Below are 25479 nucleotides of genomic sequence, written 5' to 3'. Positions count from 1 at the left end.
CACCGGGCCGCTGGTTCAGAAGTCCACCGGGTCCCTGATGATGGGGCAGGTCATGCAGTGGCCGCCGCCCCGTCCACGCCCGAGCTCGGCGCCGACGATGGTGATGACCTCGATCCCGGCCTTGCGCAGCAGGGTGTTGGTCTGGGTGTTGCGGTCGTAGGTGACCACCACGCCCGGTTCCAGCGCGACCGCGTTGTTGCCGCTGTCCCACTGCTGCCGCTCGGAGGCGTACACGTCCCCGCCCGTCTCCACGATCCGCAGTTCGGACAGCCCGAGGGCCTTGGCGACGACCTCGGTGAAGGATCGTGTGCCCTCGTCGGTGAGTTCGATGCCGGGGGCCTTGTCGCGCGGGCGCAGGGAGAAGGTGCGGACGGCGTCCATGATGGTCGGGTAGAGAGTGACCAGGTCGCGGTCGGCGAAGGTGAAGACTGTGTCGAGGTGCATCGCGGAGCGCAGCTTCGGCAGTCCTGCGACGATCACGTGCTCGGCGGCGCCGTTCTCGAACAGGGCCGCCGCGACCTGGGTGATGGCCTGGCGCGAGGTGCGCTCGCTCATACCCATGAGCACGACGCCGTTGCCGACCGGCATGATGTCCCCGCCCTCGAACGTGGCCTCCCGCCAGTCCCGTTCGGGGTCGCCCCACCACACGGTCGAACCGGCGAAGTCGGGGTGGAAGGTGTAGATCGCCTTCATCAGGAGCGTCTCGTCGTGCCGGGCCGGCCAGTACAGCGGGTTGAGCGTGACGCCCTCGTACAGCCAGCAGGTCGTGTCGCGGGTGTAGAGGGTGTTGGGCAGCGGTGGCATCAGGTACTCGCGTACGCCCGTGGACTCGCGGGCCAGTGCGAGGTAGGCGGAGCGGTGGTCCTCGGGCAGGTCGGCGGTGGCGAGACCGCCGATCAGGAACGTGGCGAGCCGGGCCGGTTCCAGTGTCTCCAGGAAGGCGCGGGTGTCGTCGACGAGCCCGATACCGACCTCGTTCGGGGTGATCTTCCGTTCCAGGAGCCAGTCCCTGGCGACCGGGAGCGCCATGGTCCGGGCGAGCAGATCGTGCAGTTCGACGACGTCGACGCCCCGTTCGCGCATCTTGTTGACGAAGTCGGCGTGGTCGCGCTGGGCGTTCTCGACCCACATGACGTCGTCGAAGAGCAGGTCGTCGGCATTGGTGGGGGTGAGCCGGCGATGCGCGAGACCGGGCGCGCAGACGAGCACCTTGCGCAGTCTGCCGACCTCGGAGTGGACGCCGTACGCCGGGCGGCCGGTGGTGTCTTGACTGGTCACGGTGTGCCTTTCTCCGGGGCGGGGACGGGCGGGTCAGAGACTGATCCAGCCCAGCGCCAGGGCGACGATCCCCAGGACCGCGCCGGCGATCGAGACGAGAAGGATGACGAGTTCCCGGGGTGAGAACAGCCGTCTGCCCTGCTCGCGCCGGGCCATCACGAACAGCACCGTGGCGGGCGCGTAGACGATGAAGGAGACGAGAAGGTACTTCGGCCCGGCCGCGTAGAGCAGGAACGCGGTGTAGAGGGTGGCGAGCGCGGGGACGGCCAGGTCACCGCCGGACCTTGCCCGTGCGGTCTTCAGGGCGAAGGCCGCCGCCAGCAGGAACGGGATCAGGGTCAGCGCGCTGGTCAGGTCGAGCGCGAAGCTGAAGGCGTCGTCCGAGAACAGCGTGACGACCAGCACGACCTGGGTGAGCAGTGTCGTCATCAGCAGCGCGGGCACGGGCACGTCGGCGGCGGTGGAGCGGCCGAGGAAGCGGGGCATGTCCTCGTCCTCGGCCGCGACGAAGAGCACCTCGGCCGCCATCAACGTCCAGGCGAGATAGGCGCCGAGCACCGAGACGATCAGGCCGACGCTCACGAAGACCTTGCCCCAGGTGCCGACCGCGCTCTCCAGGACCCCGGCCATGGAGGGCTGTCGCAGCTCGGCGATCTGACTCATCGGCAGCAGTCCGTACGACACGATGGTGACGGAGGCGAAGATGGCGAAGACGCTCAGGAAGCCGAGGAGGGTCGCCCGGCCGACGTCCTCGCGGCGCCGGGCGTGCCGCGAGTACACGCTCGCGCCCTCCACGCCGAGGAACACGAAGACGGTGGCCAGCATGGTGCCCTTGACCTGGTTGAACAGCGAACCGGCATAGTCGGCGCCGGCGAAGTTCTCGGCGAAGACATGGGGCTTGAGGTAGAAGAGCGCCAGGACGACGAAGACGAGGATCGGCACGACCTTGGCGACGGTGACGATCCGGTTGATGGCCGCGGCCTCCTTCACCCCTCTGCGGATGAGGAAGAAGAAGCACCACAGGCCCACCGAGGACAGGGCGACGGCGAGCACGGTGTCACCGTCGCCGAGCGCCGGGGCGATGGCCCCGATCGTCGACATGATGAGCACCCAGTACGTCACGTTGCCGACGCAGGCGCTGGCCCAGTAGCCGAACGCCGAGAAGAAGCCCAGGTACTCGCCGAAACCGGCCTTGGCGTACGCGTACACGCCCGCGTCGAGGTCGGGCCGGCGGACCGCGAGCCGCTGGAAGACGAAGGCGAGCATCAGCATTCCGGTGCCCGCGACGGCCCAGGCGATCAGGGCGCCCGCCACGCCCGTCTCCTGGGCGAAGAGGCGGGGCAGGGAGAAGACCCCGGCGCCGACCATGGAGCCGACGACCATCGAGGTGAGAGTCGGCAGCGTCAGTTTGGCGGCCGGGGGCGCATGGGTTTCGGTGTCGGCCTGCGTCATGGGCGTCCTGCGAAGGCGAGCGTCGTCGTGCGACGACGACGCGGGGGAACGGCATCTGGCGACCCGAGCGACACTAGCAATCAATTGCCCCAAATGCCTGATAACTGAATCGGCTCTATCGTGCTGTTATGGAGCACGCACTCAGCCCAGCGACCCTCACCAAACTGCGCAGGCCGCGGCCCTATCCCGCGGTGTCGGTGCTGACGCCCACGCACCGCCGCGAACCCGACAACGCCCAGGATCCGGTCCGGCTGCGCAATGTCGTGGCCGAGGCCAAGAAACAGATCGAGTCCGATCCGGCGGTCACCCGCGAACGGCGCACCGACCTCGTCCAGCAACTCGACCAGGCCCTCGCCGAGGTCGACCTGGCGCACGCGGAGGAGGGCCTCGCGATCTTCGCGGCGCCCGGCGAGCACCAGGTGTGGTCGCTGGCCCGCACGGTGCCCGAGCGCGTGGTGCTCTCGGACACCTTCCTGACCCGCAACCTCGTCGCCGCGCAGGTCTCGGAGCGGCCGTTCTGGGTGCTCGCGGTGTCCGCCGACCGGGTGACGCTGTGGAACGGCGGCGCCGAGCGGGTCACCGAGGAGCGCATCGGCGGTTTCCCGCGGACCCGCAGCCTCGAGGACCCGAACGCCGAGCGCAAGGAGCGCATCGGAGACCTGCCCAGCACCTTCCGCGACGAGCGGACCAAGCACTTCGTGCGGGACGCCGACACCGCGATGAGCGCCGTCCTGCGCGAGGATCCGCGTCCGCTGTACGTCACCGGCGAGACCGCCGCGCTCTCCCTCCTCGACGAGGTCGGCACGGTCACCAAGGACGCCACGCACATCCCGCACGGCGGACTCGCGCACGGGACCCCCGAAGCCGTGTGGCAGGCGGTCCGTCCACTGATCAGCGCCGAGGAGCGCAGGGACACCGACGTGGTGGCCCGGGAGCTCGAGTCGGCCCGTGGCCGCAAGGAGTTCGCGGCCGGAGTCGACGAGGTGTGGCAGAACGCCTCCCAGGCCCGGATCCGGCTGCTGGCCGTCGAGGAGAACTACCGCGTGACGGTACGCGACGACGGCGGCGACCATCTGGTCCCGGCCGAGAGCGGTGATCTGGACGCCCGCGAGGACATCGTCGACGAGATCGTCGAACAGTGTCTGGATACCGGAGCAGAGGTCCGTTTCGTCCCCGACGGCAGTCTGGGTGACGCGAAAGGCATCGCCGGAGTGCTGCGCTACTGATCATTCCGGCAGACAATCGCCTCCAGAGCTGTCTGCCGGAGAGGTGAGCGCGTGAGTGAGCTGTTGGGTGTCGCGGTCCTGGGTGCGGGCCACATGGGGGCCGACCATGTACGGCGGATCGATCGGGTGGTGAACGGCGCCCGGGTCGCGGCGGTGGCCGATCCCGACACCGGGCGCGCCAAGGACGCCGTCGCCGGCATCGACGGTGTCTCGGTGCACACCGAGGTCGCCTCGGCCCTCGACGCGCCCGGTGTACAGGCGGTGTTGATCGCCTCCCCCGGGCCCGCGCACGAGGAGGCGCTGCTCGCGGCCTTCGAGCGCGGTCTGCCGGTGCTGTGCGAGAAGCCGATGGTGCCGGAGTCGGCCGGGGCGCTGCGGGTGGTGGAGGCTGAGGCGCGGCTCGGCCGGAGACTGGTGCAGGTCGGGTTCATGCGCCGGTACGACGCCGAGTACCAGCGCTTGAAGTCGCTGCTGGACAGTCGGCGGCTGGGCCGTCCGCTGATGCTGCACTGCACGCACCGCAATGTGTCCTCCCCGCCCGGCTTCACCTCGGCGATGCTGGTCAACAGCTCCGTCTCGCACGAGATCGACGCGGCGCGCTGGCTGCTCGACCAGGAGCTCACCGCCGTGACCGTGCTGCGCCCACGGCCGTCCGCGGGTGCCCCCGAGGGCCTTCTCGACCCCCAGTTCGTGGTGTTCGAGACGGCCGACGGCGCTCTCGTCGACGTCGAGGTCTTCGTCAACTCCGGCTTCGGCTACCAGGTGCGCTGCGAGGCGGTCTGCGAGTCCGGGAGCGCACGGATCGGGGACGAGCACACCATGGTGGTGACGACGGCGGGCGGTGCCCGCGAGGAGGTGGCGCAGGACTACCTCGTACGGTTCGCCGACGCCTACGACCGCGAGGTGCAGGCCTGGGTGGACGCCACCCGGGAGGGGAAGGTGACCGGGCCGGGCGCCTGGGACGGGTACGCGGCTTCGGCCGTCGCCGAGGCCGGTGTCCGGGCGCTGGAGAGCGGCGGCCGGGTGACCGTCGAACTCGCCCCGCGCCCGGACCTCTACGCGTGATCAGCCGCTGACGCTCGCCGTGCCCGTCTCGATGTGCCCGGTGAACCGGCGCGACCAGCTCGCGTCGGAGTCGACGGTGATCGTGAAGTCGTACCAGCCGTTCTGGTACGCGACGGCGTTGAAGTAGTCCTCGGCCGAACCGCCCGCGGCGACGGTGTACGTCCACGGCCCGTCGCCGCGGTACTGGTTCGCGGTGATCGTGAACTTCACCGCGGCGGCCGAGGAGTTGGTCATCTTGAAGTAGAGGGCGGTCTTTCCGGTGCCGGGTTCGGTGGCGTAACGGGTGCTCACCTCGGCCGACTTGCCCGCCTGTGTCGCGTCGCCCTTGAAGCGGCGCAGGAAGCGGTTGGGGCCGGCCATGGTGAGGTCGTACTTGCCGTTGCCGTACCCCGAGCCGATGCTGAAGGAGTCGGAGGCGGTGGCGCCGGCGTCGACGGTGTACTGCCAGGGCGTGGTGTCGCGGTAGGCGTTCGGGTGGATCGAGAAGTGCGCGGCGCGGCTCGCCGGGGTGCCCTGGTTGGCCATGGTGCACCAGGCGAGGATCTTGCCGCCCGCCCCGAACTCCAGGTGGTCCAGGTAACCGTTCGGCTGGTAGGGCAGGGCGCGGGCGGGCCGGGTGCCGGGCTCCTGGACGGGCAGGGCGTTGGTGGTGGGCACCGGGTTGGGCAGGGGGCCGCAGGTGGCGATCCCGATGACGCTCGTGGCGGGCAGCGCGACCGTCCCGTAGACCGGGTCGGTGAAGTCGAAGACTCCGGTGAGGTCACCGGTGACCTTGCGGCGCCAGGCGCTGATGTTGGGGCAGGCGGCGGGCTTGCCGAGCGCCGTCGTCCACGTCTCCAGGAAACGCAGGACCGAGGTGTGGTCGAAGACCTCCGAGGAGACCCAGCCGCCGCGTGTCCAGGGTGAGATGACGAGCATCGGGACACGGAAGCCGAGACCGTACGGGGCGCCGTTGAGGAACTCCCCCGCCGTGTTCGCGGGCGGGGCCGGGGGCGGCACGTGGTCGAAGAAGCCGTCGTTCTCGTCGTAGTTGAGGAACAGGACGGTGGAGTCGAAGACGTCCGGATCGGCGGCGAGGGCCTTGTACACCAGGTCGACGAAGTGGGCGCCGTCGCCGGGCGGGGCGTAGGGGTGCTCGGAGAAGGCCTGGTTGGCGACCACCCAGGAGACCTGGGGCAGGGTGCCCGCGAGGACGTCGGCCCTGATGGCGGCGGCGATGTCGTCGGGGGTGGAGCCGGTGGCCTTCGGCACGGAGGCCATGCCGCGGTCGTAGAGCGGGTCGCCCGCCTTGGCGGAGGCGAACTTCTTGAAGTAGGCGCAGCCGTTGTCGCCGTAGTTGTCCTGCGCGTTCTGGTAGACCTTCCAGGTCACTCCGGCCGTCTGGAGCGCCTCGGCGTAGTTCTGCCAGGTCAGTCCGGACTCGTCGCCACCGTCGTAGCTGGAACCGTCGACCTTGCCGCTCCACAGGTAGGTGCGGTTGGGGCCGGTCGCGCTGAGTGCGGAGCAGAAGTAGGCGTCGCAGATCGTGTAGTTGTCGGCGAGCGCGTACTGGAAGGGGATGTCGGAGCGGTCGAGGTAGCCGAGCGAGCGGACGTTGCCGACGCCGGAGACCCAGTTGTCGAGGCGGCCCTTGTTCCAGGCGGAGTGCTGCGAGGACCAGGAGTGCGGGAGGTCGCCGTTGCACTGAGCGAGGGTCTCACCGTCCTTGCCGCCCGCGGCGGGCGTGGAGCTGAGCTTCCACGGGTACTGCCGTCCGCCGCCGTTCGGCTGGTTGAAGACGGAGTACCCGCCGGACAGGGTGATGCCGCTGCGGTCGTCGAAGCCGCGGACACCCTTGAGGCGGCCGAAGTAGTGGTCGAAGCTGCGGTTCTCCTGCATGAGGACGACGACGTGCCGTACGTCCTGGATGGTGCCGGTCGCCGCGTCGGCGGCCGCCGCCGGACGCGAGCCGACGCCCAGCGCGGCGCCCGCCGCCACGGATGCGCCGAGTCCCACGAAGCCCCTTCGGCTGATCGGTGTCATTCGCCCGCCCCCTCGTCACCGGAGTGCCCCTGCGGCACACCCCGCGCCAGCGTGCACGCGGGGATCGCCGAGGGCCCTACCGATGCGGTGAGGGACGGGTGAACAGCGGCCGAACGCCGCCGCCGAACGCTATCGGCTCATGCGTTCGCCATAGGATCAAACGAAAGCATGCTCCTCTGTGCCGCATACGCCAGGGAGCGCCCCCCGCGGACAGACGAAGAGGGCGATGACATGGCGGAGAGCCGGACGGGACCCGGACCGCGCGATCGGTTCCGCGCGCAGGTACGGGAGGAGGTCAAGGCCGCGGCACTGCGGCAACTGGCCGACGGCGGTCCGGAGGCACTGTCCCTCAACGCCATCGCCAAGCAGTTGGGCATGACCGGGCCCGCCCTCTACCGCTACTTCGCCAACCGGGACAGCCTGCTGACCGAACTGGTCATCGACGCGTACGGCGACCTGGCGTCCGCACTCGCCCGCGCGGCCGACGCCTCCGCGAGCGACGCGGCCGCACGCCTGGCCGCGGTCGCCCGGGCCTACCGCGAGTGGGCGTGCGGCGAGCCGCACCGCTACCGACTGCTGTTCCGGGCGCCCCTGCCGGGGTACGACGCCCAGTCCACGCGGCTGGTCGAGGCCTCCCAGCCGGCCATGAACGTCGTACTGAACGTGGTGAGTGCCCTGGCGGCGCCTGACGCGACGGCTCCGGAGGGCTCGGAGGGCCAGTTCGGGAAGTGGATGAAGCTCCGCGGAGTCGAGGACGTCCCGGCGGCGGTCGCCGCGCGGACCACGATGCTCTGGGCCCATCTGCACGGTCTGGTGAGTCTGGAGATCGAGCAGAACTTCGCCTCGATGGGCGTCGATCCCACGCCCCTCTACGAGGAGGAGGTACGGGATTTCGTCCGTTCACTGTGAACAGGGGGCACTTCACTCCCGAGCATGGACACGCCGCGTACATATGACCGTCGAACAAAGAAATGAAGGAGGGGCCCGGCTACCCCTGGGACCCCTCAAGTCACGTACGCTTTCTACGACTTGGGCGCGCGACCCGCGTACCGAATCCATGCCGGTCGGACCGTCCGCCTGGACTGCGGCATATGTCAGAAGCACCACCGGATCGTGTGTTGCCAAATCCCTTACAGGGCGTCGCAGGCTGTGCAACAGTCGTAACGGTCCTTCCGCCCAGCCTTGGTCGTACCGTCCCCCATCGGAGTGCGTCATGCCGTCCCATCTCTCTGCGGACCGCCCCGCCGCCCAGCCGCCCCAGCGCGGCTCGGTCGACGCGCTCATTTCGCAGACGCGACGGCTGCGCGGCGAGGTGGACGCCGTACGGCGGGACGCGCCCTTCGACGGCACGGACCCCCAAGGACGCTGGCAGCGCGCACTGTGCGATCTGGCGATGCACCAACTCAACGACGTCGACGAGCACTTGGCACAGTTGCGGGACGGACCCCCGCCCGTGCCCACGGAGCCGGCCGACTCGCCCCCCGCACCGGCCGTGCCGACCGCGCCCCGGCGCGGCTCGCTGCTCAGCCGGGTGGGAAGTGCCGAGTGGAACCTACTCACGGACGAGGCCAGTTGGTCTGGAGAGCTCTACGACATCCTGGGCCGCGACCCCGCCGCTCCCCCGCTCACCCTCGACGAACTGCCGTCGCTGATGCTCGACGAGGACCGGCCGATGCTGACGGCGATGGTCACCGACTGCCTCATCGACGCGAAGCCCATCGATGGCGAGTTCCGCATCGTGCGCCCCGACGGCGGGGTGCGGACCGTGCACATGATGGGCGAGCCCGTGCTCGACACCGACGGCAGCACCGCCGCGATGTGGGCCGTGCTGCGCGACGTCAGCGAACTGCGCCGCAGCCAGCGGACGGTGAGCGAGACCCGTGAGTCGCTTCAGCTGCACCGGCACCACGCGCAGAGCGAGCGCCGGCTCGCGGTCCAGCTGCAGGAGGCCGTGCTGCCGCCTTGGCGCGGCTCCCTGCGGTTCCCGCAGCGGGGCCCCGAGGCCCTGGACCTCGCCGCCCGCCATCTGCCCTCCGCGAACAGCGCGCTGATCGGCGGCGACTGGTACGACGCGATGGAACTGCCCGACGGAGCGACGCTGTTGAGCGTCGGTGACCTCACCGGGCAGGGCGTCACCGTCGCTTCGGGCATGGCGATGCTGCTCGGCGCCCTGCGTGGCATGGCCGTCGCGGGCACCCAGCCCGGGCAACTCATGTCCTGGCTGAACCAGTTGCTCGACGCCTCGATGCAGCCGTCCCTCGGCAGCGCGGTCTGCTGCCGCTACCGGCCCGAGACCCGCACCCTCACCTGGGCGCAGGCAGGACACCCCGCCCCGCTGCTGTTCCGCAACGGGACGGGGCGCATGCTGGCAGCACCGGACGGCGTGCTGCTCGGCGCGACCTCGGGGGCCGTCTACGGGCAGGCCGAAGAGACCCTCGAAGACGGCGACCTGCTGCTCCTGCACACCGACGGACTGGTCCCCGGGCACTATGGAGCGCAAGCCGTCCAGAGGCTGCTCGACCTGGCCCCGCGCTTCCACGGAGCCCGCACGGCCCAGGACTGCGTACGGACGGTTGTAGAGGAATTCGGCGAGAGTGAGCGCGAGGACGACGCCTGCGTGCTCATCGCCAGGATCGGCTCATAGACCTCACCGGGATGAGACCTCGCCGGGATCGGCTCGAAGACTCCGACCTGGAATCCTTTGACCTGGAACTCTTTCAGTGCACACAGGACAGGAGTGCTCACGCCTGTGTGGTGGTGCCCCCGCGCTTCGGCCTGAGCGAGCTCTTGGGGAGGGCGAGTTGGATCTCCTCACGCAGTTCGTGGATCTTCGGGTAGCCGGAGTACTCGGCGGTGAGCCGGTACATCTCGCGCAGTCGGTCCCAGGTGCGGTGGGAGGAGTTCGCCCCCATCGACACCAGGGCCAGCCGGGCATAGCGGTCCGCCTGCTCGGGGTCGTCCGCGATGAAGCACGCCGAGGCCAGCGACAGCCAGTCGAAGATCTGTGACCGCTGCCGCCCGTTCTCCCGCAGATGCAACGCCTCCTTGGCATGGCGCTGCGCCGTGGTCGCCGCGGCCGGGTCGTGCTCCGCGAGCGTCCGGTAGGCCAGGGCCTGCATGCCGTGCATGTCCGCCTCGTCGAACATCTGCATCCAGCTCGGCGGTGGCACATCACCCTTGTCGGAGACGAAGAGGTCCTCCGCCTCCCCCAGGGTGCGCCGCATGGCCTGGCCCTTGCCCATCGACGCCTGAGCCCAGGCCTCGATCGTGTAGAGCATGGCCCGGGTGCGCGGCAACATCTCGGAACCCGAGCCCGACTTGGCGAGCTTCATCAGGTCCAGGGCGTCGTCGGGCCGGCCCAGGTGCACCATCTGACGGGCGGCGCGGGAGAGCGCCTCCCCGGCGCGCGGCCGGTCGCCGCCTTCTCTGGCCGCATGCGCGGCGATGACGAAGTACTTCTGGGCCGTGGGCTCCAGGCCGACGTCGTGCGACATCCAGCCCGCGAGGACGGCGAGATTGGCGGCGACGCCCCACAGGCGCCGCTGCAGATGGTCAGGGTGTCGGTAGGAGAGCATGCCTCCCACTTCGTTGAGCTGGCCCACCACGGCCTTGCGTTGCAACCCGCCGCCGCGGGCCGCGTCCCAGGCCCGGAACACCTCGACCGAGCGCTCCAGTTCCTCGATCTCCTGCGACCCGATGGGGGCGGCCTCGTAACGGTCGAACCCAGCGGGGTCGGCGTGCAGGGGATTGTCGACTACAGGGGCGTCGGCCGCGAGGGCCGGATCGGTGTGGAGCCAATCGTGCATGGCACTGCTGAGTGCGGATCCCGCGGCGAGCGCGGCGCCCGCGCCCACCAAGCCGCGTCGGTTGAGCATGAGGTCCATTCCCGTGAATTCGGTGAGGACCGCAGCGGTTCGCTCGGGCGCCCACGGCACACCGTCGGGATGTTCCACATTCCCGCCGCCCGGCCGTTTCCCCACACGCCCGTGCCGCACCAGACCGAGGTCCTCGATGGTCACGACACGGCCGAGACGCTCGGTGAAAAGAGCCGCCAACACGCGCGGAACCGGATCGCGCGGGATCTCTCCCACGTCGATCCAACGCCGCACCCGTGAGGTGTCGGTCGCCAGCTGGGGGTGGCCCATGGCCGCCGCCTGCTTGTTGACCAGCCTCGCGAGTTCGCCCTTGGACCAGCCGGCGAGGCCGAACAGATCCGACAGACGAGTGTTGGGTTGTCCGTTCACGTCAAGCCCCCAGGTTCTCGGCTGAGTTGACAGTAACCGTCTGTCAGTTGCTGAGCGACTATTCGCCAGGGTTCGCCAGGGTGCGCCAGATGGTCTGCCACTGGGCATCCGGTGTCAGGTAGGAAAGCGCCACCCCGACCCGGTTGCCGAGGGACATTCCCCAGGGTGCACCAGGGCGGCCGGGGCGGGTAGCGCAGCAACTTGCAGGCACACGAAGGGATCTGTTTCGCCCATGTACACAGCATCGTCCTCCGTGTCCGCTCCGCCCCGGTCGCTTCACCCCCGCCCGGCGGCGGCGGGCAGCGGCCCCTACCTCGACCCCGCTCGACCGGCGGCCCCCGTGCTCGGCGCCGGCAGGACGCGGCGCGTTCCGGGGCTCGGCACCCAACCGCTCAGCGGGAGAATCGACTTGTCCGGCCCCCAGGGCGCGCAGCTGCGCACGGCGATCGCGTCGGTGCACCGGATCTGTCCGGAGTTCGCTCCGGTCCAGGTACTGCGCCGCAGCGGACGCTCCGTGCTCCTCGTCGGCACGACGGGGCGCAGCACGGCGGTCGCCAAGTGTTTACTGGACCACTCCCCGATCTGGGCGGAGCGGATCAGGCACGAAATAGCGGCATACCGATCGTTCGTGCGGCATCGGCCGCCGGTCCGGGTGCCCCGGCTGATCGCGGCGGACCCGGACAACTGCACCCTCGTGATCGAGCGGATGCCGGGACGGGTGGCCGCGCTGCAGCGGCACCCGGCGGAGGCGCCGCCCCGCGCGGACATCCGGGCGGCACTGGGTGCGATCTGCCGGCTGAACGCGTGGCGGCCGCCGGCGGGGACGTTCGACGCCCCGCTGGACTACGCGGAGCGGATCTCCCGTTTCCATGAGCTGGGTCTGCTCACGGACCGGGACATGGGCGACCTGCAGAAGCTGGTGCACGGCATCGCGCACTCGGCGGGCCGTCAGGGCATGGGCCAGTTCTGTCACGGGGACGCGTTGCTGTCGAACATCCTGCTCTCACCGGCCGGTCCAGTACTGGTGGACTGGGAGCACGCGGGCTGGTACCTGCCGGGCTACGACCTGGCGACGCTGTGGGCGGTCCTCGGTGACGCTCCCGTGGCGCGCCGCCAGATCAGTCAGCTCGCGCAGTCCGCCGGTCCCGCCGCACGTGACGCCTTCCTGGTGAACCTGATGCTCGTACTGACCCGGGAGATCCGTACGTACGAGACGGCCGTGCAGCGTTCGATGCACGACGCGACCCCGGCGGCACCGGGACCGGCCCATCCGGGTGCTGCGCCGTCCGGCGAGGAGCAGCGGCTGCTGCTGCGGCGGCTGCACGACGACTGCCAGATGGCCCGTCGGGCCGTTCGAGCGGCGGTCGGCACTCGTTGACGGGGACGAAGGTCCGCGGCGCGCCTGAACGGCGGCGCGCCGTGGACCTTCGTCGTGCGGGGCCGGCCGTGCGGCACCGATGTACGGCGAGCGGCTCTTCCCCCCGTCGGCATCTCTCCCGCGGGCATCTTCACCCGTTCGCGCCAGGGGTCCACTCCACTGACGCCTTGCAGGCCGTCCCGCTGCCGCCACGAAAACCCGTTCGCCCCGTGTTGACAAGGGAAATCGCCTGCTCCTGGGCAAGATTGACGGATCGTCGGATAGCCGATACCACTGACCCACGATCGGCCCCGCACGCCCCACCGCGCTCGACCGTCCCAGGAGGCTGCATTGCGAGGATCCTTCACCGACCCCGAGGCCACCGCCGGGCACAGACGCGCGCGCCGTACCGCGGGCGCCGTCGCCTCGGCGGCGCTGTTGTTGCCGCTGCTCGGCGCGGCCCCGTCGAGCAGCCCCGCGCAGGCGTCCGCCGCGGAGCTCCAGCGGGCCTTCGTCGACGCTGCCGCCGAGTACCACGTGCCGCTGAGCGTCCTGCTCGGCGTCTCCTACCTCCAGTCCCGCTGGGACGCGCACGCCGGCGCGCCGAGCGTCAGCGGCGGCTATGGCCCCATGCACCTCACCGACGCGCGGACGGCGATCGCGAAGGCCCCGCACCACAGCGAGGGCACGGAGGACGCCCGTGGCGACAGCTCGCGCCCGCCCCTGCTGCCCACCACCCAGGTGCCACAGAACTCCCAACTCCCGGACCGGCTGAAGACGTTGCCGAAGGCGGCCCGGCTCACCGGCCTGCCCGAGGAGCGGCTGCGTACCGACGCCGCCGCGAACGTGGCGGGCGGGGCCGCGCTCCTCGCCGCCGCGCAGAAGGACTTCGGCGAGCCGCTGAGTGACGACGCGGCCGACTGGTACGGCGCGGTGGCACGCTTCTCCGGCGCGGACGACACCGCGACCGCGGCGACCTACGCCAATGACGTCTACGAGGTGATCCGCCAGGGCGAGGAGCGCACCACGGACGCCGGTCAGCAGGTCGCGCTCGCCGCCCGGCCCGGACTGAGCCCCGACACCGCGCAGCTGCGGCGGGCCGGGCTGCGTACCGTCTCCGCCACGAACACGGAGTGCCCCAAGTCCGTGTCCTGCGAGTGGATCCCGGCCCCGTACTCGGAGTTCGGCAACGGTGACTACGGGAACCACGACCTCGGTGAGCGGCCCACCTCGCAGAGCATCAAGTACATCGTCATCCATGACACGGAGGGCAGCTGGGACGGCGTTCTGAAGCTGGTCCAGGACCCGACCTACGTGTCGTGGAACTACACCCTGCGCTCGACCGACGGTCACATCGCCCAGCATGTGAAGGCGAAGGACGTGGCCTGGCACGCCGGCAACTGGTACATCAACGCCAAGTCGATCGGCCTGGAACACGAGGGATTCCTCGCCTCGCCGGACGCCTGGTACACGGAGGAGATGTACCGCGCCTCGGCGCGGCTGGTGAACTACCTCGCCGACAAGTACCGCGTTCCGCTGGACCGCCAGCACATCCTGGGCCACGACAACGTGCCCGGTCCGACCACGTCGACCATCCCCGGCATGCACACGGACCCGGGCCCGTACTGGGACTGGCAGCACTACTTCACCCTGCTCGGCCACCCCTTCCAGCCTGCGACGAAGAAAAGGACGAGTGGCGGTCTGGTCACCGTGCTGCCGGACTTCGCGAAGAACCAGCCCCAGTACACGGGCTGTGTCACCAGCGGTGAGGCCTGCGCGGCGCACGGCTCCAGCGAGGTGCGGCTCTACTCCCAGCCGGACGAGACCTCGCCCCTGATCAAGGACATCGGTCTGCGTCCCAAGGGCGACGACTCGACGATCGACGTGAACGACGTGGGTTCCCGGGTCTCCACCGGACAGCGGTACGCGGTCGCGGACCGTGACGGCGACTGGACGGCGATCTGGTACCTGGGCCAGAAAGCCTGGTTCAAGAACCCGCAGAGCCGGCCGACGGCGGTGAACGCCTCGGGTGAGGTCGTGACCCCCAAGGCCGGCGTCACGGAGATCCCCGTGTACGGGCGTGCCTACCCGGAGGCGGGGGCGTACCCAGCGGGCGTGCCCGTCCAGGCCGTCTCGCCGCTGCCGTACAAGATCCTGGCGGGCCAGAAGTACGCGGTCGGTGACAAGGTGCCGGGCGAGTACTTCTACGCGCCGACGTTCGACACGACCCCGCACAGGGTCGTGATCGGCAAGGACATGTACTACGAGATCCAGTTCGGCCACCGGGTGGCGTTCGTGCGGGCGGCGGACGTGAACCTGAAGCGCTCGCGCGCCTAGGTGTAGGGGGGCGGGGGCCGGGGGCCGCGGACAGCTCCCCGGCCCCCGGCCCCGACTCCCGTACCGTCGTCACTCCGACCAGTCGAGCTGGTGTTCCGGCACCCCGAAGGTCCAGCCCACCGCCCGGGCCTCGGCCCGGGCCGCGCGGTCGCCCCGCGCATACCGCAGAACGCGCCCCGGGAACACCACGAACGTCTCGTCGGCGGACCGCAGATCCGCGTACCAGCCGGGCTGGTCCAAGGCCTCCGATATCGCCTCGGCGACCTCCGCCGCGCGCGCCGCCGCCACGCTGAACTCGATGACCGTCCAGACGTCCGGCTGCCCGGGCCCGACGTTCTGCGGACGGAACCGATAGATCTCCCGGGCTTCTATCCGCAGGTCCTTCAGGTGGGTACCGACCTTCAGGCTTTCCACGATGAGTGAACCGTCGGTCATGGGGACTCCTATCGGTGGCGGGCGTACTGCCCGGAGACGGGCGCCGGGCCCATCTCCGCTACACCCAGTCCCGGCGAGCGGCCTGCCAGGCCAGTTGCATACGGGTGGCCGCCCCGGCGAACGTCATCAGTTGCTGGATATGACGTTGGACCGTACGCCTGCTCAGGCCCAGTTGCGAAGCGATCGCCTTGTCCGTGACGCCCGCGACGAGCAGGGAGAGCAGCCGTCGGTCCGTGGTGGAGAGGGAGTCGGCGCCGGATGTCCCGTCGGTGCCGCTGACCGTTCCGGTGTCGTCGACGTGCAGGGGGACGGCGTCGTCCCAGTAGCGTTCGAAGAGTGCGATGAGCGCGGCGAGGAGGCTGCTGTCGCGCACCAGGGCCGCGGTGGGTTCCTCGGGGCTGCCGAAGGGACCACCTGGTACGAGGGGGCAGATGGCGATGGCGCGGTCGGACACGGCGAGCCGCAGGGGCAGATGGGGTACCGCGCGGGCGACCTCACCCGCCCGTACGCCCTCGATAACGTTGTCCACGGCTCCCTCGTCGTCGAAGAACGCCTTCTCGTAGAGGACCCGATAACGCACCCCGCGGGCCAGCGCGTCGAACTCCGCCTCGTTGCTGCCCGAGGGCATGGCGACGTACTGGGCCTTGCAGAACCACAGCATCTCGTCGTGGGTGTCCGCCTGGATGCGGCGAAGGTGCTGGCGCAGCGCGTCCGCTCCGGTGATCACCTCGATGAGCTCACCGGCGTCGCGCCGGCGCATGGTGTCCCGGTAAGTCGCCAGCAGGGCGGTGGCCGTGGCGCGGGCCTGGTCGAGGGCGTCGGCATTGCGTTTGAGCCGGGGCATGAGGGCCACATCGGGTGGCGTGGCCCGGTAGAGCCGTGGAGATCCGTCGGTGTGACTGGCCAGTCCCCTGGCCGTGAGCGCCTCGAGGGTCCGTGCGGCGTCCGTGGTGGTGGCACCCGAGCGGATCGCGAAGTCGCCCGCCGAGGCGTTGCTCATCGTCACCAGGATCCGATAGGCGGACTCCTCGGCATCGGTGACCCCGGCGGCTTCCAGTGTCACGGCGCTCTCCTTGGTCCCACCCCGTCCAATGGTTGAACACCGTACTGCATCCGTGTGGACGGGCGGCGGGTGCGCGGCCGCTTCGCTCCGCCGTGCACCCGCCGTGCGCGCTGTGCGCAGCCGCGTCTACCCCCGTTGCAGGTAGGCGCGTTGCACCGTCTGCCGGACGCTGTTGCCGAGCCGGTCCCGCGCCGTGACCCGCAGGGTCACATACGCGTCGCCGTGGCCGGAGGGCCTGGTGACGGTGGCCCGGAACGCGTTGTGCCCGCGGTCCTGGACCGCCGCACCGCCCCAGTGCCTGCCGTCGTCGTAGGACACCTCCACGCGCAGGGACACCCCGCGCGGGGCGGGCTGCCCGTCCTGGGCGCGGACGGCCAGGCCGATGGTGTGCGTCCGCCCGGCCCCCACCGCGTTGTGCGCGTCGACCGGTACGGCGTAGTCGAGTTGCAGCAGGGACAGCGGTGTCGCCGTGGCCGTGGTCGCGGACCGGAAGGACCAGGAGGTGTCGGTACGGGTGGCGAACGACCACTCGTCGTCCACGCGCGAGGTCGTCAGGTCCAGCCGGTAGTCGGCCGCGCCCGGGGTGACCTCGAAATCGGTCCAGGCGCTGTCGGCGTCGGCGACCTTCACCCCGTCGCGGTAGAGCGCCGCGGCGGCCGTGTCACCGCCCGGCGCGTCGGTGGCCGTGGCGAGTCCGCCCACCCCGCCGCCGTCCCCGGCGAGCAGCCGTGACCAGTGACCCGCCATGGAGTCGGTGAACTCCGGGACGCGCAGGGCCAGTACGTCTCCGGTCCGTACCGAGGGCGTCGTGGTGCCCCGGGGGATCGAGGGGCGCACCACGGCCCCCTGCCAGCGCTCGTCGAGGTGCTCGCCGGGCCGGTAGGTGCGGGGCGCGTCGTTCATGCCCACGGCCAGCGGCATGTCGACGTCGAACGTGGTCGTGTGATGCACCCGGTGCAGCCAGGCCGTGCCGTTCGCGCTGACGTACTCGGTGCGTACGAAGCCTGTCGGCACATAGCGGGTGTACTGCAACCAGGCGGTGTCCTGGTAGGGGCGCCGGGCGAACCGCTGTTCACTGGCCCAGGGCGCTCCTCCGTTGTCGGCGTACGTGGTCCGCAGCACCGCGCTGTTGCGCTCGGAAACGGTGTACACGACCTGCCGGGGTATCTGTTGGGACGACGTCTGCATGACGTCGTAGAGGTACGGGCTCTTCGCCGTTCCGGTGAATCTGACGGTGGTGCTCGGGTGCTTCTTCAGCCGGTCGAGCAGGGCGGCGCCCGCCGCCTTGCCGATGCGGACGGCCGGCACGGCGTCGCGTTCGCCGTCGGGGCTCCAGCGCGTCCAGGCGATGTCGGCGAAGTGGGTCATCAGCAGTCCGCGTACGCCCGCCGCGGCCGCCTGTCGGGTCAGCTCCCGCTCGTTGGTGCCCTCTTCGTTGCGGACGATCGCGAGTTTGCCGCGGGCCCGGCTGAAGTCGGGCTTGGCGAAGGTGCCCGCGTCCACGGCGGTCAGGGTGCTACCGCCGGCGGCGAACAGCGGCGAATTCGGCATGTAGTACGGATTCAGGGCGAGGTCGCTGCCCGACACCTTCGCCTGTAGCAGCGGGGCGACCAGCTGCCAGCGCGAGGCGAACTCGAAGGTGCCGTCGGTGACGGCCGTGGTGGGGCTGACGTAGAGCCGCTTGGCCAGGTCGAAGTACATCGTGCCCTCGAGGAGGCTGTGTCCGTCGATCTGCCGGTAGGTCTGGTAGTCGAGGATGCCGCGCTGTTCGGCGGGCCGGGGCGTGCGGATGTCGACCTTGGTGGTCTTGCGCGCGTCCAGGGTGACGGCCGTGTCCTTGGTGACCTTCACCTCCGGCAGGACGACCTGGCGCAGTTCCTGTCCGTCGTCGGCCGTGTCCAGGCTGGAGTAGTCGAGTTGATAGGTGCCTTCCTCGACTTCGGCGACGGCCGGCTCGGTGCTGACGTAGGTGACGAATCCGTCCGTGCCCCAGATGGTGGGCAGTGCCTGGACGCGGTTTCCGTCGTGGTCGTAGGTGGTGACGGTGAGCTTGTGGATGGGGCCGTGCACCACGATGCTCACCGTGGTGTGGACCTTGACCGCGCCGTCGGTCGTGGTGGCGGTGACATAGCCGTAGTAGTCGCCCCGGCCGGCCCGGGAGGGGTCCACCGTCAGTGGCACGTCCACGGTGGCACCGGCGGCGATCCGCACCGCGTCGGAGCCGAGTCGCAGCGCACCGGTCGTGACTTCCCGGCCGCCGGTGGTGGCCAGGTGGGCGGCGAGCGCGAGGGTGAGGTCCTTGTCCGAGGTGTTGGTGTAGCGGACGGTGGCCGTGCGCGGGGCGCCGTTGTCGTCGCCGCCGGTTCCGTACGGTCCCAGGGCCACGCTCCCGGTGGCGGTGACCGGTCCGAGCGCCGCCGCGGCCACGTCGACGCGGCCGCCGCCCTCCTCGGTCACCTGCTGTCCCCCGACGGTGTGCGCCGTGCTGATGAGCGCGTCCTTGAGCCGCTGTCCGCTCCAGGTCGGATGCGCCTGGGCGAGCAGGGCGGCGGCGCCCGCCACGTGCGGGGTGGCCATCGACGTACCGGAAGCGGCCACGTAGTACTGGTCCACCGGTTCGCCCATGGTGGTGCCCGCCGCGCGGGCCGCGACGATGCCCACGCCCGGGGCGGTGACATCGGGCTTGACCGCGCGGTCGCCGTGGCGCGGACCGCGGCTGGAGAACGGGGCGAGTGAGTCGTCGCGGTCCACCGCGCCCACGGTCAGTGCGGCGTCCGCGGCGCCGGGTGAGCCGATGGTTTCCTGGCCCTGCTCTCCGCTGTTGCCGGCGGCCACCACGAACAGGGCGCCGCTGGTGTCGCTGAGTTCGTCGACGGCGAGGCTCATCGGGTCGGTGCCGTCGCTCACCTCGTCCGAGCCCAGGCTCATGTTGACGACCTTGGCGCCCTCGGCGGCGGCCCATTCCATGCCGTCGATGACCTGCGACTCGGTTCCGTAGCCGTCGTCTCCGAGGACCTTGCCGATCAGCAGGTCGGCGCCCGGTGCCACCCCCTTGCGGGTGCCGCCGGACGCGGCGCCGGTCCCGCCGACCGTGGAGGCGACGTGGGTGCCGTGACCGAAGACGTCACCGGTCCCGGAGCTGCCCGAGAAGTCCTTCGCCTGGCTGATGCGTCCGGCCAGGTCCGGATGGGTCTGATCGACACCGGTGTCGAGTACCGCGACCTTGACGGAGGTGCCGTCGTACCCGGCCTTCCAGACCGCCGGGGCGTTGATCTGTCCGGTGCTGCGGTCGAGGGCGGCGTCCACCCGGCCGTCCAGCCAGATCCTGGGCGTGGCGGCCACGCCCGCGGCGCTCACGCGGTTCGGGGCGGGGGCGAGTTGTTTCCAGAACCGGCCCAGGTCGTCGTCGGAGATCCGGACCGCTTGTGCGTCGATGCTGTCCAGCGTGCGGGCGGGCGCGTCGTCCTCGGTCAACGTGGTGAGCCTGCCCACCGCGGCGGCCGGGACACCGTCCGGCCGGCCGATGATCAGGGGAAGGGTGTCGGTGTGCGCCGCGTCGTACTTCTGTTTGATGAGTGCGCTGACGTTGAACAACTGCCGGTCCAGGCGCCCGGCGGAGACCAGGTCCTGGGCGTCGGAGGGCAGCACCGTCAGGTCGCCGTCCTGTTCGACGGTACGGAACAGGATGCCGCGCCTGCCGCTGCCGGGCTCGACGGCGGCGATCCGCTTGCCGTCGCCGTCCGTCGTGACGGTCACACGGTCGCCCGTGATCAGCCGCACGGTGGCGCTGCCGCCGGGCGAGCCCCCCGCCGGGGCAGCAGTAGCAGCCGTTGCCGTCGTGGCTGCCGTTGCCGTCGTGCTCGTCCCGGCCGTACTGGACACACCAGCCGCGCCGGCCGCGGATGGCATGCCGCCGGCGGTCAGCGCCAGGCCGGCCGATATCACCGCCGCAAGGCGGATGCGTCTCATCTGTTCAGCACCTTTCCGTGCATGGTTGTGCGCGCGAGGAGATCTTCATTCGGGTGCTGCACAGAATCCGCCGCCGCCGGACGCGATGTCACCGTTTCCCCGTGGCGCGGATGGGACATGTCGCAACCGCGCCATCGCGCGGACTCCGCGGACGTCGGGGCGGAAGCACGGAAGGGAGAAGCGCGGAAGGGGGAAGGGGGGAAGGGGGAAGGGGGAAGGGGGGAAGCGCGGAAACCGCCTGCCACCCTGGGCATAGCCGCCGTGGCGCTGACGTTCGACTGTTCAACAGAGATCATCTGTTCTACGGAGATCGTCGCGAACGTTGGAGGAGCCTCGTGCCACTGCCCTCACACCCCTTGCGGAAGCTGGGCTTCCTGACCATCGGACTGTTCGACGAGGCCGACCCGCGGCGGGGTCACGAGTCGACGCTGGAGATCATCGAGCTCGGTGAGCGGCTGGGATTCGACAGCGCGTGGGTGCGACACCGTCATCTCCAGTACGGGATCTCCTCCCCCGTGGCCGTGCTGTCGGCGGCCTCGCAGCGCACCAGCCGGATCGAGCTGGGCACGGCGGTCATCCCGGTCGGGTGGGAGAACCCGCTGCGGCTGGCCGAGGACCTTGCCACGGTCGACATCCTGTCCGGGGGCCGCCTCAACCCGGGCGTCAGCGTCGGCCCGCCGATGCACTACGACCAGGTCAAGCAGGCCCTCTACCCCGACACCGGTGACGCCGAGGACTTCGGTTACGCCCGCGTGGAACGGCTGCTGGATTTCGTGCGCGGCAAGCCGGCGACCGACTTCAGCGGCATCGAGGGCTTCGAGGTGTTCTCCGACCGCGTCCAGCCGCACGCCGCGGGCCTCGGCCGGCGCATGTGGTACGGCGGTGGCAGCCTGCGCTCCGCGCAGTGGGCGGGCGAGCACGGGATGAACCTGCTGACCAGCAGTGTCGTCAAGGCGGAGGAGTCCGAGGACTTCGCCGAGATCCAGCGGTCGCACATCCGGACGTTCCGCGCCCACCACCCCGACGGCGACCGTGCCCGGGTCTCCCAGGGCCTCGTCGTCATCCCCACCGACAGCGCCTCATCCGAGCAGCGCGAGAAGTACGAGGAGTACGCCCTCAAGCGCACTCCTCGTACCGCGACTCCGCAGGGCCCGGCCCGGATGATGTTCGCGCCCGATCTCGTCGGCACCTCCGAGGAGATCGCCGAACGGCTGTACGCCCACGCCGCGTTCCGGGAGGTCGACGAGGTCGCGTTCGCGCTGCCGTTCACCTTCGGGCACGAGGACTACGTGCAGATCCTCACCGACATCGCCACCCGGCTCGGTCCGGCACTCGGGTGGCAGCCGGCCGCCTGAGCGCGGCGCCGGGGCCTCAGCCCTGCTGGAACAGCTCCGGGGGCAGGGGCTTGAGCAGGGCGTACAGGTCGTCGGTGATGGGACGGTCCCAGGCGGCGATGGTCACCAGGACGTTGTCGTCACGGTCGAACTGCACGCAGGAGATGCGGGTCTCGGAGAGCTTGAGACGGCGCACGATGAGGAGACCGTCACCCTGCATCACCGGGATGTCCTCGGTCCCGGTGACGGTGACCTCCTCGTCGTTCTCCAGCGCCAGCAGCAGCTGGGCCACCTCGAAGGGGATCTCGTCCTCGGCGACCTCGCGGGCCGGGGAGCCCTCGGGCAGATTACCGATGATCATCGCGGGGCCGCGGCCGCCGAACAGGTCGTAGCGCAGGAAGACTCCCTGGCAACTGCCGTCGGGGGCGGGCAGCAGACCCGCACCGAGATTGCCCGGCCAGTCACCCGGGTCCATGGCCAGAACGTCGAAGTCGGGCCCGGCGGGCGTGGCGCTGCGGCGGCGGAGGAAGGACATGCCGCAATGGTACGTGCCCGGGCGTGAACCGGGCCTTGGGGGCGTCCCGCGTGCGTGGCTTCCGGAGCGGTTGTACGTGGCTTGCGGACCGGTGGTACGTGGTTGCCGGAGCGGTTGTACGTGGCTTGCGGACCGGTGGTACGTGGTTGCCGGACCGGGCCCGCATGGTTTGCGGACCGGTCGCGCGTGGCTACCGGACCGTTTGCCGGCCCAGCGCCGCCGCCAGTCCCGTACGGTCCGTGCCCACCTTCCGGTAGACCGCCGAGAGCAGGCGGACGACGGCCGGTTCGTCGGCCCCCAGCTCCTCGGCGACCTCGGTCGTGGTGCGGCCCCGGGCGGTGAGCGCGGCGGCCGTGCGTTCACGTGCGGTGAGGGTGTCCGTCTCGGTGCTGTGCAGGCGGCGCGGGCGCAGTCCAGCGGCGGCGAGCTCGGCGCGGGCCTCGTCGCCGAGGCCGTCGGCGCCGCACTGCATGGCCGCGTCCAGTCCTCGGTAGAGGTGTTCTGCGGCCTCCTTGGGAGAGCCCGAGCGGCGCAGTTCGGTACCCAGGGCGACCAGCGCGCAGGCCAGTTCGTAGGCGGCCGGGGAGCGCTCCAGATGGCTGACGGACTCTTCGAGGAGCTTGACGCGGGTCGAGCCGGAGGAGACGTCGGCGGCGGCCCGCAGCGCCTGTCCGACGGCCGAGGGGGCGCCGAACTGGCGGGCGCGGTGCACCGCTTCGAGTGCCGTGGCGACGGCGCGCTCCGGCGCGTCGTGGCTTTCGGCGCGGGCGAGGTGGAGCTGCCAGGGGCACCAGGAGGGGTTGCGCATGCCGCGCGGGTCCAGGCGGCGCCCGGCCGCTTCGAGCTCGGCGGCGGCGTCCTTGGTGAGGCCGCGGGCGAGCAGCAGTTCGCCGTGCACGGTCTGGACGTCGGGGAAGGTGACGGCGGCCGGGAAGGGCGCGCCGAACGCGTGGTCCTCGCCGATCTGGGCGGCCTCGGTGACGCGGCCGCGGGCGAGCAGGATCTCGATGATGACGCCGACGGCGTACCAGTGGACGGGGGTGCCGGCGCCGACGCGTTCGGCGAGCCTGAGGCCCGCGCGGGCGAAGTCCTCGGCCTCGGCGAGTCGGCCACGGCGGAAGCGGACGTATCCGAGGAGGGTGTAGCCGAAGGAGAGGTGGGCGCCGTGCCAGCCCTGGGACTCGAAGTCGGCAATCCCGGCGGCGAACAGTTCCTCGGTGCGGCCCGGGCGGTCGGCGTACATGAAGGTGAGGGCGACCAGGACGGGCACCTCGAAGCCGCGGTCGGCCTCGGCCCAGCGGATCCCTCCGGCGAGGGCGCGTTCGGCGTGGTGGAGCGCGACGTGGGCGGGCTCGCCGCGCAGGGTGGCGTCCCAGGCTCGCAGGCCGATGACATAGCGCTCGGTGAGGTCGCGGCCGGTGAGCCGGTCGGCGAGGCGGGTCAGGCGGCGGGAGCGGGCCGGGGAGTCGGGTTCGTCGGCGCGGAAGGCGTCCCACATGAACTGTTCGGACTGCATGCGCAGCCGCACCCGGGCGTCCCCCGTCACGCGGATCTCACGGGCGAGCGTCTCGGAGGCCTCGGCGAGCCGGTCGCTGTGGGCGAGAACCTGGGAGAGCCGGTAGACGATGTTGTGGCGCAGCTCCGGGTCGGTGATGGGTTCTTCCAGGGCGGCCCTCAGGTGGTTGACGGTGGTCGCCGGTTCGGTGAGCAGGGAGGCGCAGCCCAGTTCGTGGAGGACCGCGGCCCGCTCCTTGAGGGGCGGCGGTTCGCGCAGGGCCCGGGCCAGGTAGCGGCGGGCGGCGTCGGGGGCTCCGGCGCGCTGGGTCTCGCGGGCGGCGGCGCGCAGTTGCTGGACGACCCAGTTGTCACCCTCGGGGTGGGTCTCCATGAGGTGGCGGGCGGCGGCGGAGGGGCCGAGCCCTTCGTCGATGACGCACCAGGCGGCCTGGCCGTGCAGGGCCACGCGGACGCCGCTGGGGATGGCGCGGTAGACGGCGGTGGCGATGAGGGGGTGGACGAACTCCAGGGTGTCGGCGCCGGCGAGGATTCGGGCGCCGCGCAGGGCGTCCGCGGCGTCGGCGGCCTCCTCGGAGCCGAGCCCGGCGACGGCGGCGGCCAGGGTCGGTGGGATCTCGGTGCCGAGGACGGCGCAGGCCCAGGCGAAGCGGACGGTGGAGGTGCCCAGGCGTTCGAGGCGGGCGATCAGGCCGCTGCCCTTGACGGCGGCGGCGAGGTCGCGCAGCAGGTGCGCCCCTTCCTCGGTCGGGACCAGTCCGCGGTCGCGGACCTTCGCGGTCAGCTCCACCGCCTCGAAGGGGTTGCCCGCGGTGACCGCCCAGCATTCGCGGCAGAACACGTCGTCCGCCCCGGTGCCGAGGTCCTCGCGGACGAGTCCGGCGACGGCGGCGGCGCTGAGCGGTTCGAGGTCGAGGGGGCGCTGGCCCGCGCGTCCGGGCAGGCCCCTGAACGCCTCGGCGTGGTCGGGGAGTTCGTCGGGCCGGTAGGCGACGGTCAGCAGCAGCGGCAGTTCCTCCGCGCGCGGTGCGAAGGCGGCGAGCCAGCTCAGTGACTCGGGGTCGGCCCAGTGCGCGTCGTCGAGGACGAGCACCATCGGGGCGCGCTGCACCGCGAGGTGGGTGAGCACCCAGTCGAGGCCGTCGCGCAGGCCCTGCTGGTCGGGCGCGGCGCCCTCGGACGGGGCGCACAGGCCGAGCGCGGGACCGACGATCGCGTACCAACTCCCGAGCTGGGCGCGGACTTCCGCCTCCGGGGACCCGGCGAACTGCGGCTGCAGGAGCTGGCGGGCGACGTGGAAGGCGACGCCCTGTTCCTGGTCGCCGCCGCGCGCGGACAGGACGGTGCAACCCCGGGCGGCGGCGCGGCGGCGCACCTCGGCAAGGAGGGTGGTCTTGCCGATTCCGGCACGTCCGGCGAAGGCGAGGAGCGCGCCGCGGGGCCGCTCGGGTGCTTCGGTTCCGTCCTCGCGCAGACCGGTGAGTTCGTTCAACGCCTCCTCGGCGGCGGCGAGTTCACCCTCCCGTTCGAAAAGTGTCCTTCTGTTGCGTACACCGCGCTGTCCCATGATCCACCCCCTGGCCACGGCGGTGTGGTCCGCGCGGGGAGCGGATGCGTACCGTGACCTCCAGGGACCTCAGCGTACGC

Annotated in this window: 16 protein-coding genes; 7 read left to right on the top strand and 9 right to left on the bottom strand. The window is 71.0% G+C overall.

The features are described from left to right. Positions 1-15: 15 nt before the first annotated feature. Together arcA and ACFZDJ_RS42210 are read right to left on the bottom strand one after the other, a co-directional pair. On the bottom strand, positions 16-1278 hold the full coding sequence (arcA, locus tag ACFZDJ_RS42215; RefSeq protein WP_391067253.1) for an arginine deiminase: 1263 nt from the start codon (positions 1276-1278) through the stop codon (positions 16-18). Positions 1279-1311: 33 nt separating this feature from the next. After that, positions 1312-2730: a basic amino acid/polyamine antiporter gene (locus tag ACFZDJ_RS42210; protein WP_390933252.1), complete on the bottom strand. Its 1419-nt coding sequence runs from the start codon at positions 2728-2730 to the stop codon at positions 1312-1314. A gap of 128 nt (positions 2731-2858) precedes the next feature. Between ACFZDJ_RS42210 and ACFZDJ_RS42205 the strand changes: the two genes are divergently transcribed. Then, on the top strand, positions 2859-3956 hold the full coding sequence (locus ACFZDJ_RS42205) for a chemotaxis protein (protein ID WP_168505729.1): 1098 nt from the start codon (positions 2859-2861) through the stop codon (positions 3954-3956). Between the two features lie 51 nt (positions 3957-4007). Continuing rightward, entirely contained in the window at positions 4008-5021 is a 1014-nt protein-coding gene (locus ACFZDJ_RS42200) for a Gfo/Idh/MocA family protein (RefSeq protein WP_385377238.1), read from the top strand. Here ACFZDJ_RS42200 and ACFZDJ_RS42195 read toward each other — a convergent pair whose 3' ends face one another. Further along, a complete protein-coding gene (locus tag ACFZDJ_RS42195) occupies positions 5022-7043 on the bottom strand; it encodes a phosphocholine-specific phospholipase C (RefSeq protein WP_391067250.1) in 2022 nt (673 codons plus the stop codon). Between the two features lie 231 nt (positions 7044-7274). Here ACFZDJ_RS42195 and ACFZDJ_RS42190 point away from each other — a divergent pair, with 231 nt between their 5' ends. Both ACFZDJ_RS42190 and ACFZDJ_RS42185 read left to right on the top strand, forming a co-directional pair. After that, positions 7275-7952 (top strand): WHG domain-containing protein, encoded by a 678-nt coding sequence (locus ACFZDJ_RS42190; protein ID WP_391067247.1) that lies wholly within the window; start codon positions 7275-7277, stop codon positions 7950-7952. Between the two features lie 304 nt (positions 7953-8256). Beyond that, positions 8257-9687: a SpoIIE family protein phosphatase gene (locus ACFZDJ_RS42185; protein ID WP_390933256.1), complete on the top strand. Its 1431-nt coding sequence runs from the start codon at positions 8257-8259 to the stop codon at positions 9685-9687. Positions 9688-9784: 97 nt separating this feature from the next. Here the strand turns inward: ACFZDJ_RS42185 and ACFZDJ_RS42180 are convergent, their stop codons facing one another. After that, on the bottom strand, positions 9785-11287 hold the full coding sequence (locus tag ACFZDJ_RS42180) for a hypothetical protein (protein ID WP_391067244.1): 1503 nt from the start codon (positions 11285-11287) through the stop codon (positions 9785-9787). Positions 11288-11519: 232 nt separating this feature from the next. Here ACFZDJ_RS42180 and ACFZDJ_RS42175 point away from each other — a divergent pair, with 232 nt between their 5' ends. Together ACFZDJ_RS42175 and ACFZDJ_RS42170 are read left to right on the top strand one after the other, a co-directional pair. Continuing rightward, positions 11520-12665 (top strand): aminoglycoside phosphotransferase family protein, encoded by a 1146-nt coding sequence (locus ACFZDJ_RS42175; RefSeq protein ID WP_099939603.1) that lies wholly within the window; start codon positions 11520-11522, stop codon positions 12663-12665. Positions 12666-12995: 330 nt separating this feature from the next. Continuing rightward, positions 12996-14981: an N-acetylmuramoyl-L-alanine amidase gene (locus tag ACFZDJ_RS42170; protein WP_390933257.1), complete on the top strand. Its 1986-nt coding sequence runs from the start codon at positions 12996-12998 to the stop codon at positions 14979-14981. 69 nt (positions 14982-15050) lie between these two features. Here the strand turns inward: ACFZDJ_RS42170 and ACFZDJ_RS42165 are convergent, their stop codons facing one another. The 3 genes from ACFZDJ_RS42165 to ACFZDJ_RS42155 all read right to left on the bottom strand — a co-directional run bounded on the left by ACFZDJ_RS42165 (position 15051) and on the right by ACFZDJ_RS42155 (position 20448). Next, entirely contained in the window at positions 15051-15416 is a 366-nt protein-coding gene (locus ACFZDJ_RS42165; RefSeq protein ID WP_168505739.1) for a hypothetical protein, read from the bottom strand. A 58-nt stretch (positions 15417-15474) separates the two neighbouring features. Further along, entirely contained in the window at positions 15475-16479 is a 1005-nt protein-coding gene (locus ACFZDJ_RS42160) for a helix-turn-helix domain-containing protein (protein ID WP_390933258.1), read from the bottom strand. 126 nt (positions 16480-16605) lie between these two features. Then, positions 16606-20448 (bottom strand): S8 family serine peptidase, encoded by a 3843-nt coding sequence (locus ACFZDJ_RS42155; protein ID WP_391067241.1) that lies wholly within the window; start codon positions 20446-20448, stop codon positions 16606-16608. 335 nt (positions 20449-20783) lie between these two features. On the opposite strand from ACFZDJ_RS42155, the gene ACFZDJ_RS42150 reads away from it, so the two are divergent. Continuing rightward, complete coding sequence (locus ACFZDJ_RS42150; RefSeq protein ID WP_384906652.1) at positions 20784-21803, top strand: LLM class flavin-dependent oxidoreductase; 1020 nt, start codon at positions 20784-20786, stop codon at positions 21801-21803. A 16-nt stretch (positions 21804-21819) separates the two neighbouring features. Here ACFZDJ_RS42150 and ACFZDJ_RS42145 read toward each other — a convergent pair whose 3' ends face one another. Next, positions 21820-22317, bottom strand: coding sequence for a hypothetical protein (locus ACFZDJ_RS42145; RefSeq protein WP_060898022.1), 498 nt, complete (start codon positions 22315-22317; stop codon positions 21820-21822). 190 nt (positions 22318-22507) lie between these two features. Then, positions 22508-25399, bottom strand: a complete 2892-nt coding sequence (locus tag ACFZDJ_RS42140; RefSeq protein ID WP_391067238.1) for an AAA family ATPase — start codon at positions 25397-25399, stop codon at positions 22508-22510. Between the last annotated feature and the right edge of the window lie 80 nt (positions 25400-25479).

Origin of the sequence: Streptomyces sp. NPDC007896 (assembly GCF_042959425.1) — a bacterium.
GTDB lineage: Bacteria > Actinomycetota > Actinomycetes > Streptomycetales > Streptomycetaceae > Streptomyces.
The sequence above is the reverse complement of the archived record's forward strand: the minus strand, read 5'-3'. Positions and strand labels throughout refer to the sequence as shown.

Coding starts and splice junctions, on each gene's coding strand:
- ACFZDJ_RS42155 (WP_391067241.1), bottom strand. CDS start 20,448: ATGAGACGCATCCGCCTTGCGGCGGTGATATCGGCCGGCCTGGCGCTG.
- ACFZDJ_RS42205 (WP_168505729.1), top strand. CDS start 2,859: ATGGAGCACGCACTCAGCCCAGCGACCCTCACCAAACTGCGCAGGCCG.
- ACFZDJ_RS42190 (WP_391067247.1), top strand. CDS start 7,275: ATGGCGGAGAGCCGGACGGGACCCGGACCGCGCGATCGGTTCCGCGCG.
- ACFZDJ_RS42145 (WP_060898022.1), bottom strand. CDS start 22,317: ATGTCCTTCCTCCGCCGCCGCAGCGCCACGCCCGCCGGGCCCGACTTC.
- ACFZDJ_RS42140 (WP_391067238.1), bottom strand. CDS start 25,399: ATGGGACAGCGCGGTGTACGCAACAGAAGGACACTTTTCGAACGGGAG.
- ACFZDJ_RS42175 (WP_099939603.1), top strand. CDS start 11,520: ATGTACACAGCATCGTCCTCCGTGTCCGCTCCGCCCCGGTCGCTTCAC.
- ACFZDJ_RS42210 (WP_390933252.1), bottom strand. CDS start 2,730: ATGACGCAGGCCGACACCGAAACCCATGCGCCCCCGGCCGCCAAACTG.
- ACFZDJ_RS42195 (WP_391067250.1), bottom strand. CDS start 7,043: ATGACACCGATCAGCCGAAGGGGCTTCGTGGGACTCGGCGCATCCGTG.
- ACFZDJ_RS42165 (WP_168505739.1), bottom strand. CDS start 15,416: ATGACCGACGGTTCACTCATCGTGGAAAGCCTGAAGGTCGGTACCCAC.
- ACFZDJ_RS42185 (WP_390933256.1), top strand. CDS start 8,257: ATGCCGTCCCATCTCTCTGCGGACCGCCCCGCCGCCCAGCCGCCCCAG.